The sequence below is a fragment of the Pseudomonas sp. TH31 genome (assembly GCF_016650815.1).
GTDB lineage: Bacteria > Pseudomonadota > Gammaproteobacteria > Pseudomonadales > Pseudomonadaceae > Aquipseudomonas.
The window spans coordinates 666,216-681,184 of record NZ_JAEKEZ010000029.1; the positions used below are offsets into that span (position 1 = coordinate 666,216).

The following is a 14,969-nucleotide window of genomic DNA, read 5'->3' on the forward strand; positions in this document are numbered from 1 at the left end:
GCCGCGTTCGGCAGCTCCTACAGGGTCAGGTATTACTTCACCTGGCCGAGATTTGCCTCGCTCAGGTCCAGCTCACCCAACACCTCACGCAGCACGTCATCGCCGATCTGGTGGTGACGGCTGAGGCTGTACAATTCCAGGCGCTGCGCCCGCAGTGCTTTCAGGCGTAAACGCCGCTCCAGCAAGTCCATCTGAAACGCCAGGGCCTGGGCTTCGGCGGAATCGTTAAAGACTTCCAGTTGATGACGGTACTCGGACATGATCCGCGCCTTGAGTTCAGCCGCCAACGCCGCCTCCGCCGCATCTACGGGCTTGGCCTCTTCGACTTCCAGCGCATGGATCGCCGCTTCAGCGGTTTTGCGCCAGGCGTCGCGCACTTCATGGCGACGCTTGTCGTCCGGGCTTTTCTCAATACCTCGCAGCAACAGCGGCAAGGCGATGCACGCGGCAATCAGCGACAGCAGAATGACCCCGGCCGCGATGAAAATCAGCAGATCACGCTCGGGAAACGCGGTGCCCCCCATCAACAGCGGCACCGACAGCACACCCGCCAGGGTCACCGCCCCCGCACGCCGCCGACCGTCAGCAACCAGCAGGACCGAGCCGTAGGCACCAGCGTCAGTTCGCCCTTGCCCCGCCAGCGCCGCAGCAGCCCCGACACCCGCCAAGTGCTCTGCACCCAGATAAACCGCAACACCAGCAACACCATATAAATCGCCACCACGTCCAGGCAACGGTAGAGCAACGTCGGCCACATCGACGTTTCCTGGCTGGCCACAGCCTTGATGATGTCCGGCAGTTGCAAGCCCAGCAGCAGGAAAATCAAGCCGTTAAAGGCGAACTCCAGCAATGACCAGACACTGCGATTGAGCAAACGCGTGCTGGTCTGGCGCGGCAGCAAGTCGAGCCAGCTCTGCATCATCCCCGCCGCCACCGCAGACAAAATGCCAGAGGCGCCGAGCCGTTCAGCCAGCACATAAGCGGCGAACGGCAGCAACAACATGAACACCACATGAGTCGCCGGGTCATCCCAGCCGCGGGCGATCATCCATGAGCGCAAGCGGCCCACCAGCCAACTCAGCGCCACACCGGTGGCAAGACCGCCGACCGCCACCAACACGAATGTCAGACTCGCATTGGCCAAAGAGAACACGCCGGTCACGGCCGCCGCCAAGGCAAATTTGAAGGTCACCAGGCCCGAGGCGTCGTTCATCAACGCCTCGCCCTGCAACATGTGCATCAACGGTGTCGGCAAGCGGTTCTGGGAAATGGCCGAGACCGCCACCGCATCGGTCGGCGACAACACGGCCGCCAACGCGAACGCCACCGGCAGTGGAATACTCGGCAGCAACCAATGAATGAAATACCCGGCGGCGACCACGGTGAACAACACCAAACCCACCGCCAGGGTCAGGATCGGCCCGCGCAAACGCCACAACTCACGCTTGGGCATACGCCAGCCATCGGAAAACAACAACGGCGGCAGAAACAGGAAGAGGAATAATTCCGGATCCAGCGCCACATGCAGCCCCAATGTGGGCCACGCCAGTAAAGCACCCGCACCGATTTGCACCAGCGGCAACGGCAGCGGGATCACCCGCCCGATCAGGCGTGAAACGCCGACCAGCATCAGCATGATCAGAACGGTATAGGCGGTTTGCATAAAGCGCTTTTCCCAGGCAATCGACAGCATTGAAGTGCCATATTAGCCGCTTAGAGTGAGGGCTGGCCGTTACACCAATGTCGCATCGCCTGCAACCACCGCAAAACCTGTAGGAGCAAAGCTTGCTCGCGATAGCGGTGTGTCAGTCGCCATGAATGCTGCCTGACACTCCGTCATCGCGAGCAAGCTTTGCTCCTACAGGTTTTGCGTTTTAACCGGAAGGCCATGGCATAATCCGTCACCTTTTTTTCCAGCACCTGTAAAGGGGGCAATTCCTTGACCGTTTCAAGTAAAACGCTGCACCTTTTCGGCATCAAAGCCTGCGACACCATGAAAAAGGCGCGCACCTGGCTCGATGAACACGCTGTCAGCTATGACTTCCATGATTACAAAACGGCCGGAATCGACCGTGAACACCTGACCCAATGGTGCGACGAGCACGGCTGGCAAGTGGTGTTGAACCGTGCAGGCACGACCTTTCGCAAACTCGACGACGAACGCAAAGCCGATCTCGACCAAGCGAAAGCCATCGAATTGATGCTCGCACAACCCTCGATGATCAAGCGCCCGGTGCTTGATCTCGGTGACCGAACCCTGATTGGCTTCAAGCCAGATATCTACGCGGCCGCACTCAAGTAAGGCAGCCCGTTCCTTTTTGTTAGAGGTATCAACATGTCCAATACTCTGTTCAGCCTGGCCTTTGGTGTCGGCACTCAAAACCGTCAAGGCGCCTGGCTGGAAGTGTTTTACGCACAGCCACTGCTCAATCCATCGGCTGAACTGGTCGCTGCGATTGCTCCAGTCCTGGGCTACACCGCAGGCAATCAGGCCATCGCGTTCAGCACCGCTCAAGCCTCGCAACTGGCTGAAGCGCTGAAAAGCGTCGACGCCGGCCAGGCTGCATTGCTGACCCGTCTGGCTGAGAGCCACAAGCCGCTGGTCGCGACCATTCTGGCCGAAGACGTTCAACTGACGTCCACGCCTGAGGCTTACCTCAAGCTGCACCTGCTGTCCCACCGCCTGGTCAAGCCACATGGCCTGAACCTGGCCGGCGTGTTCCCGCTGCTGCCGAACGTTGCCTGGACCAGCCAGGGCGCCATCGACCTGGCCGAACTGGCCGAGCATCAACTGGAAGCCCGTCTGCGCGGCGAGCTGCTGGAAGTGTTTTCGGTGGACAAGTTCCCGAAAATGACCGACTACGTGGTTCCGGCCGGCGTGCGTATCGCTGACGCGGCACGTATTCGTCTGGGCGCCTACGTAGGCGAAGGCACCACCGTGATGCACGAAGGTTTCGTCAACTTCAACGCCGGCACCGAAGGCCCGGGCATGATCGAAGGTCGCGTGTCGGCTGGCGTGTTCGTCGGCAAGGGTTCGGACCTGGGCGGCGGTTGCTCGACCATGGGCACCCTGTCGGGCGGCGGCAATATCGTGATCAAGGTTGGCGAAGGCTGCCTGATCGGCGCCAACGCCGGTATCGGTATCCCGTTGGGCGACCGCAACACCGTTGAATCGGGCCTGTACGTGACCGCCGGGACTAAAGTAGCGCTGCTGGACGAGAACAACACACTGGTCAAAGTCGTGAAAGCCCGTGAACTGGCCGGTCAACCTGACCTGCTGTTCCGCCGCAATTCGCAGAGCGGTGCCGTGGAATGCAAAACCCACAAATCGGCCATCGAACTGAACGCAGCGCTGCACGCTCACAACTAAGCAGAGCGTCACACGATCACCTGTCCTCGTAGGAGCGAGGCTTGCCCGCGAAGCTTTTGGCGGCCTCAAGGGCCCTTTCGCGAGCAAGCTTTGCTCCTACAAAGTCAAGGTCAGGCGTACACCCCGCCCATGTTCACCAGGGCCGAACAACATGATGATTCCCTCTCCCTGGCGTGCCGATTTTCCGGCCATCGCCGCTCTGCAACGGCAAGACCAGACGTATCTGGACAACGCCGCCACCACGCAAAAACCTCAAGCCCTGCTGGATGCCCTGGCGCATTACTACGCCAATGGCGCGGCCAACGTGCATCGGGCGCAACACTTGCCCGGCGCCCATGCCACCCAGGCGTTCGAGGACAGCCGCAGCAAAGTCGCCCAATGGCTTAACGCCGGCGATTGTGGGCAGATTATCTTCACCCACGGCGCGACGTCGGCGCTGAACCTCCTGGCCTATGGCCTGGAACATCTATTCAATCCGGGCGATGAGATTGTCATCAGCGCCCTGGAGCACCACGCCAATCTGTTGCCCTGGCAGCAACTGGCCCTGCGCCGCGCGCTGAAACTGGTGATCTTGCCGCTCGATCCCGACGGTGTGATCGACCTTGCGAGCGCCGCACAGTTGATCGGCCCACGCACCCGATTGCTGGCGGTCAGTCAGTTGTCCAACGTGCTCGGCGCCTGGCAACCGTTGCCCGAGTTGCTGACGCTGGCCAAGGCGCATAACGCCCTGACCGTGATCGACGGCGCGCAAGGCGTGGTTCATGGCCGGCACGACGTGCAGGCGCTGGGTTGCGACTTTTATGTGTTTTCCAGCCACAAGCTCTATGGCCCCGATGGCCTGGGCGTGTTGTTCGGGCGTAACGCAGCCCTTGAACAAGTGCGTGCGTGGCAATTCGGCGGCGAGATGGTGCTGGACGCCAACTACCACGACGCGCGCTTTCGGCCGGCACCGCTGGGTTTCGAGGCCGGTACGCCTCCAATCGCCAGCGTAATTGGACTGGGGGCAACCCTGGATTACCTCGGGGGGCTGGATCAGGACGCCGTGTCCGCCCACGAAGCGGCGTTGCATGACTATCTGCTCAAAGGCCTTGTGGCGCGCAACGGCATCCGCCTGCTGGGCAAGCCACAACTGGCGTTGGCCAGTTTTATCGTCGAGGGTGTGCATAACTCGGACCTGGCGCATTTGCTGACCGAACAAGGGATCGCCGTGCGCGCCGGTCATCACTGCGCCATGCCTCTACTCAAGAGCTTTGAGCTGGCCGGGGCGATTCGGGTGTCGCTGGCGCTGTACAACGATTCCGAAGATCTGGAACGCTTCTTTGAAGCGTTGGATCAAGCGCTGGAGTTGTTGCGATGAGCTTGCCCGTCGAAGCGGTTACGGCGCTGGAGACGTTTCAACAGGCTGCCGGCTGGGAGCAGCGGGCGCGATTGCTGATGCAATGGGGCGATCGTCTGCCGGCGTTGCGCGATGAGGATAAGGTCGACGCTAATCGGGTGCATGGCTGTGAAAGTCAGGTGTGGCTGGTGGGCTCGCTGGATGATGGCCATTGGCTGTTTGCGGCGAGCAGCGATGCGCGACTGATTCGCGGGTTGGTGGCGTTGTTGCTGGCGCGGGTCAACGGGTTGTCGGTGGCTGAGTTGCAGCAGGTGGATCTGCCGGACTGGTTTAATCAGTTAGGCCTGAGCCGACAGCTCTCGCCTTCGCGCAGTAATGGCCTCAATGCCGTGCTCCAGCGAATGCGGAGCCTAAGCGACGTGTAGGAGCTGCCGAAGGCTCAGGCCGCGTTCGGCAGCTCCTACCGGGGTTCGACCTTAAGCCTCAGGCTTGATGCGATCCGCCGGCCGCCGCACGCCCGCCACAATCTTATCCACAGCCTTGGTCGCAGCAACCATGCCGAACGTCGCCGTCACCATCATCACCGCGCCAAACCCACCGGCGCAGTCGAGCTTCACGCCATCGCCGACAAAACTCTTCTGCAAGCAAATGCTGCCATCCGGTTTCGGGTAGCGCAGCTGTTCGGTCGAGAACACGCACGGCACGCTGTAATGGCGGGTCACGGTGCGGGAGAAGTTGTAGTCGCGGCGCAACGTCGAGCGCACTTTCGAGGCCAACGGGTCGTTGAAGGTGCGGTTGAGGTCGCAGACCTGGATCAACGTCGGGTCAATCTGCCCGCCCGCACCGCCCGTGGTGATGATCTGGATCTTGCGGCGTTTGCACCAGGCAATCAGCGCGGCCTTGGCGTTGACGCTGTCGATGCAGTCAATCACGCAGTCGATGTTCGGCGTGATGTACTCGGCCATGGTCTCGCGCGTCACGAAATCCGCCACCGCGTGCACCGTGCAGTCCGGGTTGATCCCGCGCAGGCGCTCGGCCATCACTTCGACCTTGGGCTTGCCGACGGTGCTGTCCAGCGCATGCAACTGACGGTTGGCGTTGCTGACGCAGACGTCGTCCAGGTCGAACAGCGAAATTTCGCCCACGCCGCACCGGGCAATGGCTTCCGCCGCCCAGGAGCCGACGCCGCCGACGCCAACAATCGCCACATGGGCCACACGCAAGCGCTCAAGGCCTTCGATGCCGTACAAACGGGCGATGCCGGCAAACCGTGGATCTTCTGTACTCATGACCATTACCCCAAAAACCGGCGCGCATTATAGGGCCACATTTCAACAAGATCTAAGTCACCGAGCAAAAGTTAGAGAACTCTAGAGAAAAGCGATTGCCAAATGTAGGATATTTCCCTGCATGCTGTACGAACTTGGAACACCACGTGTAGGATTCGCGCCCCAGCCCCTTGGTAACCGGCCGCCGACCGTTCCTTCGTTCAGAAGTCTCTGGAACCTGAAATAGCTATGTCATCGCGTAAATTTGGACTCAACCTGGTCGTGGTGCTCGCCATCGCCGCCTTGTTTACCGGCTTCTGGGCGCTGATTAACCGCCCGGTCTCCGCCCCCAACTGGCCCGAACAGATCTCCGGTTTTTCGTACTCGCCGTTTCAACAAGGCCAGTACCCACAGAAAGACCAATACCCGACCGACGATGAAATGCGTCGCGACCTGGAGATCATGAGCAAGCTGACGGACAACATCCGTACCTACTCGGTCGACGGCACGCTGGAGGACATCCCCAAACTGGCGGAAGAGTTCGGCCTGCGGGTGACCCTGGGGATCTGGATCAGCCCGGACCAGGAACGCAATGAGCGCGAGATCCTGCGCGCCATCGAACTGGCCAATACCTCCCGCAGTGTGGTTCGCGTGGTGGTGGGTAACGAGGCGATCTTCCGTAAGGAAATCACCGCCAAGGACCTGAGCGTGATCCTCGATCGCGTCCGCGCCGCGGTGAAAGTACCGGTGACCACGTCCGAGCAATGGCACGTCTGGGAAGAGCACCCGGAACTGGCCAAGCACGTCGACCTGATCGCCGCGCACGTTCTGCCCTACTGGGAATTCATCCCGGTGGACAAGGCCGGTCAGTTCGTCCTCGACCGCGCCCGGGACCTGAAAAAGATGTTCCCGAAAAAACCGCTGCTGCTCTCGGAGGTTGGCTGGCCGAGCAACGGCCGGATGCGTGGCGGTACCGATGCCAGCCCGGCGGATCAGGCGATCTACCTGCGCACATTGGTCAACAAGCTGAACCGCCAGGGCTTCAATTACTTCGTGATCGAAGCATTTGACCAGCCGTGGAAGGCCAGCGACGAAGGCTCGGTGGGCGCGTATTGGGGTGTGTTCAACGCCGCGCGCCAACAGAAATTCAACTTCGAAGGCCCGGTGGTCGCGATCCCGCAATGGCGCGTGCTGGCGATCGGCTCAGCGGTGCTGGCCTTGCTGTCCCTGACCTTGTTGATGATCGACGGCTCGGCCCTGCGTCAACGTGGCCGGACGTTCCTGACCTTTATCGCGTTCCTGTGCGGTTCGGTTCTGGTGTGGATCGGTTACGACTACAGCCAGCAATACAGCACCTGGTTCAGCCTGACGGTGGGCTTCTTGCTTGCCCTCGGTGCGCTCGGGGTGTTTATCGTGCTGCTGACCGAGGCCCACGAGCTGGCCGAAGCGGTCTGGACTCACAAGCGACGGCGAGAATTCCTGCCGGTCGAAGGTGATTCAGACTACCGACCGAAAGTCTCGATTCACGTACCGTGCTACAACGAACCGCCGGAGATGGTCAAACAGACCCTCAACGCCCTGGCCAACCTCGACTATCCGGACTTCGAAGTCCTGATCATCGACAACAACACCAAGGACCCGGCGGTCTGGGAACCGGTGCGCGATTACTGCGAAACCCTCGGCCCGCGCTTCAAGTTCTTCCACGTAGCCCCGTTGGCTGGTTTCAAGGGTGGCGCGCTCAATTACCTGATTCCGCACACCGCCAAGGATGCCGAAGTGATTGCGGTGATCGACTCGGACTACTGCGTCGACCCGAACTGGCTCAAGCACATGGTGCCGCACTTCGCCGATCCGAAAATCGCCGTGGTGCAGTCGCCACAGGATTATCGCGACCAGAACGAAAGCACCTTCAAAAAGCTTTGCTATGCGGAATACAAAGGCTTCTTCCACATCGGCATGGTTACCCGTAACGACCGTGACGCGATCATCCAGCACGGCACAATGACCATGACCCGTCGCTCGGTGCTCGAGGAGCTCGGCTGGGCTGACTGGTGCATCTGTGAAGACGCCGAGTTGGGCCTGCGCGTATTCGAAAAAGGCTTGTCGGCGGCGTATTACCACACCAGCTACGGCAAAGGCCTGATGCCCGATACCTTTATCGACTTCAAGAAACAGCGTTTCCGCTGGGCCTATGGCGCGATTCAGATCATCAAGCGTCACACCGCCAGTTTGCTGCGCGGCAAGGACACCGAGCTGACCCGTGGCCAGCGCTACCACTTCCTCGCGGGCTGGTTGCCGTGGGTGGCGGACGGCATGAACATCTTCTTCACCGTCGGCGCCCTGTTGTGGTCGGCAGCGATGATCATCGTGCCGCAACGGGTCGATCCACCGCTGTTGATTTTTGCAATCCCGCCATTGGCGTTGTTCGTGTTCAAGGTTGGCAAGATCATCTTCCTCTATCGTCGTGCGGTCGGGGTCAACCTGAAGGATGCGTTCTGCGCGGCACTGGCCGGGCTGGCGTTGTCGCACACCATCGCCAAAGCGGTGCTGTACGGCTTCTTCACCAGCAGCATTCCGTTCTTCCGAACGCCGAAAAACGCCGATAACCACGGCTTCTGGGTGGCGATTTCGGAAGCTCGCGAAGAGATGTTCATCATGCTGCTGTTGTGGGGCGCGGCGCTGGGGATCTTCCTGGTGAACGGCTTGCCAAGCAACGACATGCGCTTCTGGGTGATCATGTTGCTGGTACAGTCGCTGCCGTACCTGGCGGCGCTGATCATGGCGTTCCTGTCTTCGCTGCCCAAGCCGGTCGCCGAGCCTGAGCCGGCGCCGGCGTAATCCGTTATTGGATAACGTCAAACGGCGGCCTTCGGGCCGCCGTTTTGCTTTAGAATGATCGCCCTTTTCCACTGTAGGAGCTGCCGAAGGCTGCGATCTTTTGATCTGGTTTTTCAAAAAGCAAAATCAAAAGATCGCAGCCTTCGGCAGCTCCTCAGGTTTACCGTGCGCACCTCGGAGTTTTTACATGACGGCCCACGCCGACCTTTCGCCGACCCTCCAACTCGCCATCGACCTGATCCGCCGTCCGTCCGTGACCCCGGTCGACGCCGATTGCCAGAAGCAGATGATGCAGCGCCTGGGCGATGCCGGTTTCAAGCTGGAACCGATGCGCATCGAAGATGTGGATAACTTCTGGGCCACCCACGGTAAACACGACGGTCCGGTGCTGTGCTTCGCCGGTCACACCGACGTGGTCCCGACCGGCCCGGTAACCGCCTGGCAGATCGACCCGTTCAACGCGCTGATCGACGAACACGGCATGCTCTGTGGCCGTGGCGCGGCAGACATGAAAGGCAGCCTCGCCTCCATGACCGTGGCGGCCGAGCGTTTCGTCAGCGACTACCCGGATCACAAGGGCAAGGTCGCTTTCCTGATCACCAGCGACGAAGAAGGCCCGGCACACCACGGCACCAAGGCTGTGATCGAACGCCTCGCCGCCCGCAAGGAACGTCTGGACTGGTGCATCGTCGGCGAACCGTCGAGCACCACCCTGGTCGGTGACGTGGTCAAGAATGGCCGTCGCGGCTCCCTCGGCGCCAAGCTGACCGTACGCGGTATTCAGGGTCACGTGGCCTATCCGCACCTGGCAAAGAACCCGATCCACCTCGCCGCCCCGGCACTCGCGGAACTCGCCGCCGAGCATTGGGACCACGGCAACGACTTCTTCCCTCCGACCAGTTTCCAGATTTCCAACGTCAACTCCGGCACGGGCGCGACCAACGTGATTCCGGGGGATCTGGTGGCAGTGTTCAACTTCCGCTTCTCCACCGAATCCAGCGTCGAAGGCCTGCAAAAGCGGGTGGCCGACATCCTCGACAAGCATGGCCTGGACTGGCACGTGGATTGGGCGCTGTCGGGCCTGCCGTTCCTCACCGAACCGGGCGCGCTGCTGGATGCGGTGGCATCGAGCATCAAGGACATCACCGGTCGAGAGACCAAGGCATCCACCAGTGGCGGCACCTCCGACGGGCGCTTTATCGCGACCATGGGCACCCAAGTGGTAGAGCTGGGCCCGGTCAACGCGACGATTCACCAGGTCAACGAGCGAGTGCTGGCCGCCGATCTCGATGTGCTGACCGAAATCTACTACCAGACCCTGATCAAGTTGCTCGCCTGATGCTGGCCTGCCCGATCTGCAGTGAACCGCTGAACGCGGTGGACAACGGCGTGGCCTGCCCCGCCGGGCATCGTTTCGACCGCGCGCGCCAGGGTTACCTGAACCTGTTGCCGGTGCAGCACAAGAACAGCCGCGACCCTGGGGATAACCTGGCGATGGTCGAGGCCCGACGCGACTTCTTGAACGCCGGCCATTACGCGCCGGTGGCCAAGCGCCTGGCGGAATTGGCGGCGCAGTATTCGCCACAGCGCTGGCTGGACATCGGTTGTGGCGAGGGTTACTACACCGCGCAAATCGCTGATGCCTTACCGAATGCCGACGGCTACGCGCTGGACATCTCCCGGGAAGCGGTCAAACGTGCCTGCAAACGCAACCCGCAACTGACCTGGTTGATCGCCAGCATGGCGCGGGTGCCGTTGGCGTCCGGCAGTTGCCAGTTTCTGGCCAGCGTCTTCAGCCCGCTGGACTGGGAAGAAGCCAAACGCTTGCTCAGCCCCGGCGGCGGCTTGATGAAGGTCGGTCCGACCAGCGGCCACCTGATGGAACTGCGCGAAAGCCTGTACGACGAAGTCCGTGAATACACCGACGACAAGCACCTGGCCCTGGTGCCGGAAGGCATGGCGTTGGCGCACAGTGAAACCCTGGAATTCAAACTGACGCTGGAAAGTGGCCAGGACCGCGCCAACCTGTTGGCCATGACGCCTCACGGCTGGCGCGCCAGCGCTGAACGCCGGGCGGCCGTGATCGAACAGGTCGAGCCGTTCGAAGTCACGGTTTCGATGCGCTACGATTACTTTATTCTTCAGTAACCCATCATTTTTTGGCCTTGAGCAATCGCTTGAGGCCGGCTAAATCCGCGAATGGATTTTTCAAGACCGCAGTGAGGACATCCATGCGCCAACCCGATATCGAGATTTACCTGAAAGACGCCGACGTCGACTACAAAGCCGTCGCTGCCTGGCTGGGCGTCGCACTGGGCCCGTGCACTGATTGGGTCCAGAAAGGCCAGACCTACAAGTGCAAGGCCGGCAATGTGCCAGTGACCTGGCTGCCAAAAGCCGTCGGCAAATGGAACAGCCTGTTCCTGGACAGCGATCAGACCCCATGGGAAGACGACATCGCCTGCGCCCGCGCAGCCTTTGCCGCGCTGAACGTCGAAGTGCGTTGCGCGCCTGGAAGCTGGGTCGAGGAAGAAGGTGAAGAAACGGCCGATCGCTGGATGCGTATCAGCGTTGACGGTGAAGAAGAGATCACCTGGAAAACCGTGTAAAACCGTGTAAAACCAAAAAGATCGTCCGAGCGCGGCCCGAGCCTTCGGCAGCTCCTACAGAGTCATGTGTACACCCGTAGGAGCTGCCGAAGGCTCGGGCCGCGTTCGGACGATCTTTTGCTCTTAAAGCTTACAGCCCCACCACATCCTCAGCCTGCAAACCCTTCTCACCCGTCACCACCGCATACTCAACCTGCTGACCTTCAGCCAGCGAACGGTGGCCTTCGCCGCGGATCGCGCGGTAGTGCACGAACACGTCCACCCCGTCCTCGCGTTGAATAAAGCCGTAGCCCTTGGCGTCGTTGAACCACTTCACATTCCCGGTTTCGCGCGTAGCCATGTCTCGTTACCCCCTTCTTTTTATTTTGAGCGGTCGAGTATATGACAGCCGCCAAAACTCTCAACTCAAGTTTACTTAGGCGCTTTTTTGCCGATTTTCGATGAATCCGGCACACTGTCAGCCCCCGAGCAATTGCTCGGTTTTATTCACTCATGCAGAAGCCGTATGACCCGCTCCCCGTTCCGCCGTCTTGTGTTTGGCGCCCTGCGCCGACTGTTGTACCTCTGGGTTCGCTCGGAGACGATCAACCAGTCGTCCCTTACCCTCAACCTCGACCGCAGTCGTCCGGTGTTCTACGTCCTGCAAAACCCTTCGCTGACCGACCTCGCTGTGGTCGACACCGAGTGCACCAAGGCCGGCCTGCCGCGCCCGGTGCTGCCGGTGTCGGTGGGTAATCTGCTGGAGCCCGCCGCGTTCTTTTACCTGACGCCGGAGCCCGACTGGCTCGGCCGCCAGGACAAACGCGGCGCGCCGCCAACCCTGAGCCGCCTGGTCAGCGCCTTGAGCCAGAACGCCGCCGAAGATGCGCAGGTCATCCCCGTCAGCGTGTTCTGGGGCCAGTCACCGGACAGCGAATCCAGCCCGTGGAAGCTGTTGTTCGCCGACAGTTGGGCGGTCACCGGGCGTCTGCGCCGCTTGCTCAGCATCATCGTGCTGGGGCGCAAGACCCGCGTGCAGTTCTCGGCGCCGATTCATCTGCGCGAACTGATCGAGCACAACAAGGGCCACGAGCGCACCGTGCGCATGGCCCAGCGGATCCTGCGGGTGCACTTCCGCAACCTGAAAGCCGCTGTGATCGGTCCGGACATTTCCCACCGTCGCAATCTGGTCAAAGGCTTGCTCAATCAGCCCTTGGTCAAACAAGCGATCCTCGATGAAGCCGAGCGCGAAAACATCTCCCCGGAGAAAGCCAAGGCCCAGGCCCTGCGCTACGGCAACGAGATCGCCTCGGACTACACCTACACCGCGATCCGTTTTCTGGAAGTGGTACTGAGCTGGTTCTGGAACAAGATTTACGACGGGGTGAAGGTCAACCACATCGAAGGCGTGCAGAAAGTCGCCCAGGGTCACGAAGTGATCTATGTGCCCTGCCACCGCAGCCACATCGACTACCTGCTGCTCTCGTATCTGCTGTTCCGTAACGGCCTGACCCCGCCGCACGTTGCCGCCGGGATCAACCTGAACATGCCGGTGATCGGCAGCCTGCTACGCCGTGGCGGTGCGTTCTTCATGCGCCGCACGTTCAAGGGCAACCCGCTCTACACCTCGGTGTTCAACGAATACCTGCACACCCTGTTCACCAAAGGCTTCCCGGTCGAGTACTTCGTCGAGGGCGGCCGTTCGCGCACCGGGCGCATGCTGCAACCGAAAACCGGAATGCTGGCGATCACCCTGCGCAGCTTCCTGCGTTCGTCGCGGATGCCGATCGTGTTCATCCCGGTGTACATCGGTTACGAGCGTGTACTGGAAGGCCGGACCTACCTCGGCGAACTGCGTGGCGCGACCAAGAAGAAAGAATCGATCTTCGACATCTTCAAAGTCATCGGCGCACTCAAGCAGCGCTTCGGCCAAGTGGCGGTGAACTTCGGCGAACCGATCAAACTGGCGGAGTTCCTCGACAGCGAACAACCCGACTGGCGCTCCCAAGAGCTTGGCCCGCAGTTCAAACCGGCCTGGCTCAACGAAACCACCAACCGCCTCGGCGAGAAAGTCGCCCAGCATCTGAACGAAGCGGCGGCGATCAACCCGGTGAACCTGGTAGCACTGGCATTACTTTCCACCAGCCGTTTGGCCCTGGATGATCGTGCCATGGCGCGGGTGCTTGATCTGTACCTGGCGCTGTTACGCAAGGTCCCGTACTCCCCGCACACCACGTTGCCGGAAGGCGATGGTCGGGCGCTGATCGAGCATGTGAAGGACATGGACCTGCTCTCCGAACAGAGCGATGCCTTGGGCAAGATTCTGTATCTGGACGAGCAGAACGCGGTCCTGATGACCTACTACCGCAACAACGTGCTGCACATCTTCGCCTTGCCGGCACTGTTGGCGAGTTTCTTCCAGAGTGCGTCGCGCATGAGCCGCGAACAGATCCTGCGCTACACCCGCGCGTTGTATCCGTACCTGCAATCGGAACTGTTCATTCGCTGGCCCATGGATGAACTGGACGCAGTGGTCGATCAATGGCTGGAAGCGTTCGTCGAACAAGGCCTGCTGCGTTTCGAGAACAACGTCTACCTGCGCCCGGCGCCAAGTTCGCGGCATTTCGTACTGCTGACCTTGCTATCGAAAAGCATCGCCCAGACCCTGCAGCGCTTCTACATGACCGTTTCCCTGTTGCTCAACAGCGGCCAGAACAGCCTCAGCGCCGAAGAGCTGGAAGACCTGTGTACGGTCATGGCCCAGCGCCTGTCGATCCTCCATGGCCTGAACGCCCCGGAATTCTTCGACAAGAGCCTGTTCCGCCACTTCATCCAGACCATGCTCGACCTCGACGTGCTGCGTCGCGACGAAGCCGGCAAGCTGAGCTATCACCCATTGCTTGGCGAACTGGCCGAAGGCGCGGCCAAACGGGTATTGCCGGCGGAAATACGTTTGTCGATCCGTCAGGTGGCGTTGCATCGCAGTGAAGATGCGGCGGATCAGATCGCCACACAGCCCGAGACTTGATGAAATCCCTGTGGGAGCGAGCCTGCTCGCGAAGGCGGCGTGCCAGACAACAGAGATGTTGAATGTCAAACCGCTATCGCGAGCAGGCTCGCTCCCACATTAATTGGAGATGCCCGATGAAAAAACGCTCTCTATTGGCCATGACCGCGTTGCTGGGCGCCTGCCAATCCATACACCCCGCCGCTAAAACCAGCCTCGATGGCGAAGTGTTCTACCTGCAACGCATCGCCCTGCCGCCAAGCGCCACGTTGAGCGTCAGCCTGCAGGACGTTTCCCTGGCCGACGCCCCCGCCGTGATCCTTGATGAACACAAAGTCCCGGTCAAAGGCCAGGTGCCGCTGCCGTTTCATCTGAGCTACGATCCGGCGCAAGTCAAACCTGGCCATCGCTACTCGGTCAGTGCGCGGATCGAAGTCAACGGCGAACTGATGTTCGTCACCACCGAAAACCACGCCGTGCAACTTGACGGCAACGATCCGCAACCGCTGAAAATCCGCGTCGACGCCGTTCGTTAAATTCCACTCTGGATCAAGGAAGCTGC

General features: G+C 60.8%; 12 protein-coding genes and 1 pseudogene. 10 read left to right on the forward strand and 3 right to left on the reverse strand.

The genetic code is table 11. The features are described from left to right. Positions 1–32 precede the first annotated feature (32 nt). Positions 33–1,663 (reverse strand): annotated as a pseudogene (locus tag JFV26_RS22565) (Na+/H+ antiporter). Between the two features lie 330 nt (positions 1,664–1,993). On the opposite strand from JFV26_RS22565, the gene JFV26_RS22570 reads away from it, so the two are divergent. The 4 genes from JFV26_RS22570 to JFV26_RS22585 all read left to right on the forward strand — a co-directional run bounded on the left by JFV26_RS22570 (position 1,994) and on the right by JFV26_RS22585 (position 5,131). After that, the gene (locus JFV26_RS22570) at positions 1,994–2,302 is read left to right on the forward strand and encodes an arsenate reductase (protein ID WP_229801834.1); all 309 of its coding nucleotides are present in this window, start codon (positions 1,994–1,996) and stop codon (positions 2,300–2,302) included. A gap of 33 nt (positions 2,303–2,335) precedes the next feature. Beyond that, positions 2,336–3,370, forward strand: a complete 1,035-nt coding sequence (gene dapD / locus JFV26_RS22575; protein ID WP_201195519.1) for a 2,3,4,5-tetrahydropyridine-2,6-dicarboxylate N-succinyltransferase — start codon at positions 2,336–2,338, stop codon at positions 3,368–3,370. 151 nt (positions 3,371–3,521) lie between these two features. Then, positions 3,522–4,727 (forward strand): aminotransferase class V-fold PLP-dependent enzyme, encoded by a 1,206-nt coding sequence (locus JFV26_RS22580; RefSeq protein WP_201195520.1) that lies wholly within the window; start codon positions 3,522–3,524, stop codon positions 4,725–4,727. Further along, positions 4,724–5,131 (forward strand): SufE family protein, encoded by a 408-nt coding sequence (locus JFV26_RS22585; protein ID WP_201195521.1) that lies wholly within the window; start codon positions 4,724–4,726, stop codon positions 5,129–5,131. Before JFV26_RS22580 ends, JFV26_RS22585 begins: the two co-directional genes overlap by 4 nt. A gap of 51 nt (positions 5,132–5,182) precedes the next feature. Here JFV26_RS22585 and tcdA read toward each other — a convergent pair whose 3' ends face one another. Beyond that, on the reverse strand, positions 5,183–5,995 hold the full coding sequence (gene tcdA, locus JFV26_RS22590; protein WP_201195522.1) for a tRNA cyclic N6-threonylcarbamoyladenosine(37) synthase TcdA: 813 nt from the start codon (positions 5,993–5,995) through the stop codon (positions 5,183–5,185). A gap of 228 nt (positions 5,996–6,223) precedes the next feature. Between tcdA and JFV26_RS22595 the strand changes: the two genes are divergently transcribed. The 4 genes from JFV26_RS22595 (at position 6,224) to JFV26_RS22610 (ending at position 11,421) form a co-directional block, all read left to right on the forward strand. Further along, positions 6,224–8,812 (forward strand): glycosyltransferase, encoded by a 2,589-nt coding sequence (locus JFV26_RS22595; RefSeq protein WP_201195523.1) that lies wholly within the window; start codon positions 6,224–6,226, stop codon positions 8,810–8,812. Between the two features lie 187 nt (positions 8,813–8,999). Continuing rightward, positions 9,000–10,151, forward strand: a complete 1,152-nt coding sequence (gene dapE / locus JFV26_RS22600) for a succinyl-diaminopimelate desuccinylase (protein WP_201195524.1) — start codon at positions 9,000–9,002, stop codon at positions 10,149–10,151. Further along, positions 10,151–10,960 (forward strand): putative RNA methyltransferase, encoded by an 810-nt coding sequence (locus JFV26_RS22605; protein WP_201195526.1) that lies wholly within the window; start codon positions 10,151–10,153, stop codon positions 10,958–10,960. The genes dapE and JFV26_RS22605 overlap by 1 nt, the downstream gene beginning before the upstream one ends. An 83-nt stretch (positions 10,961–11,043) precedes the next feature. Next, positions 11,044–11,421 (forward strand): hypothetical protein, encoded by a 378-nt coding sequence (locus JFV26_RS22610; RefSeq protein ID WP_201195528.1) that lies wholly within the window; start codon positions 11,044–11,046, stop codon positions 11,419–11,421. A 130-nt stretch (positions 11,422–11,551) separates the two neighbouring features. Here the strand turns inward: JFV26_RS22610 and JFV26_RS22615 are convergent, their stop codons facing one another. Beyond that, a complete protein-coding gene (locus tag JFV26_RS22615; RefSeq protein WP_010462862.1) occupies positions 11,552–11,761 on the reverse strand; it encodes a cold-shock protein in 210 nt (69 codons plus the stop codon). 165 nt (positions 11,762–11,926) lie between these two features. Between JFV26_RS22615 and plsB the strand changes: the two genes are divergently transcribed. Both plsB and JFV26_RS22625 read left to right on the forward strand, forming a co-directional pair. Then, positions 11,927–14,428, forward strand: coding sequence for a glycerol-3-phosphate 1-O-acyltransferase PlsB (gene plsB, locus JFV26_RS22620; RefSeq protein WP_201195529.1), 2,502 nt, complete (start codon positions 11,927–11,929; stop codon positions 14,426–14,428). Positions 14,429–14,544: 116 nt separating this feature from the next. After that, positions 14,545–14,943 (forward strand): YbaY family lipoprotein, encoded by a 399-nt coding sequence (locus tag JFV26_RS22625; protein WP_201195531.1) that lies wholly within the window; start codon positions 14,545–14,547, stop codon positions 14,941–14,943. Positions 14,944–14,969 lie beyond the last annotated feature (26 nt).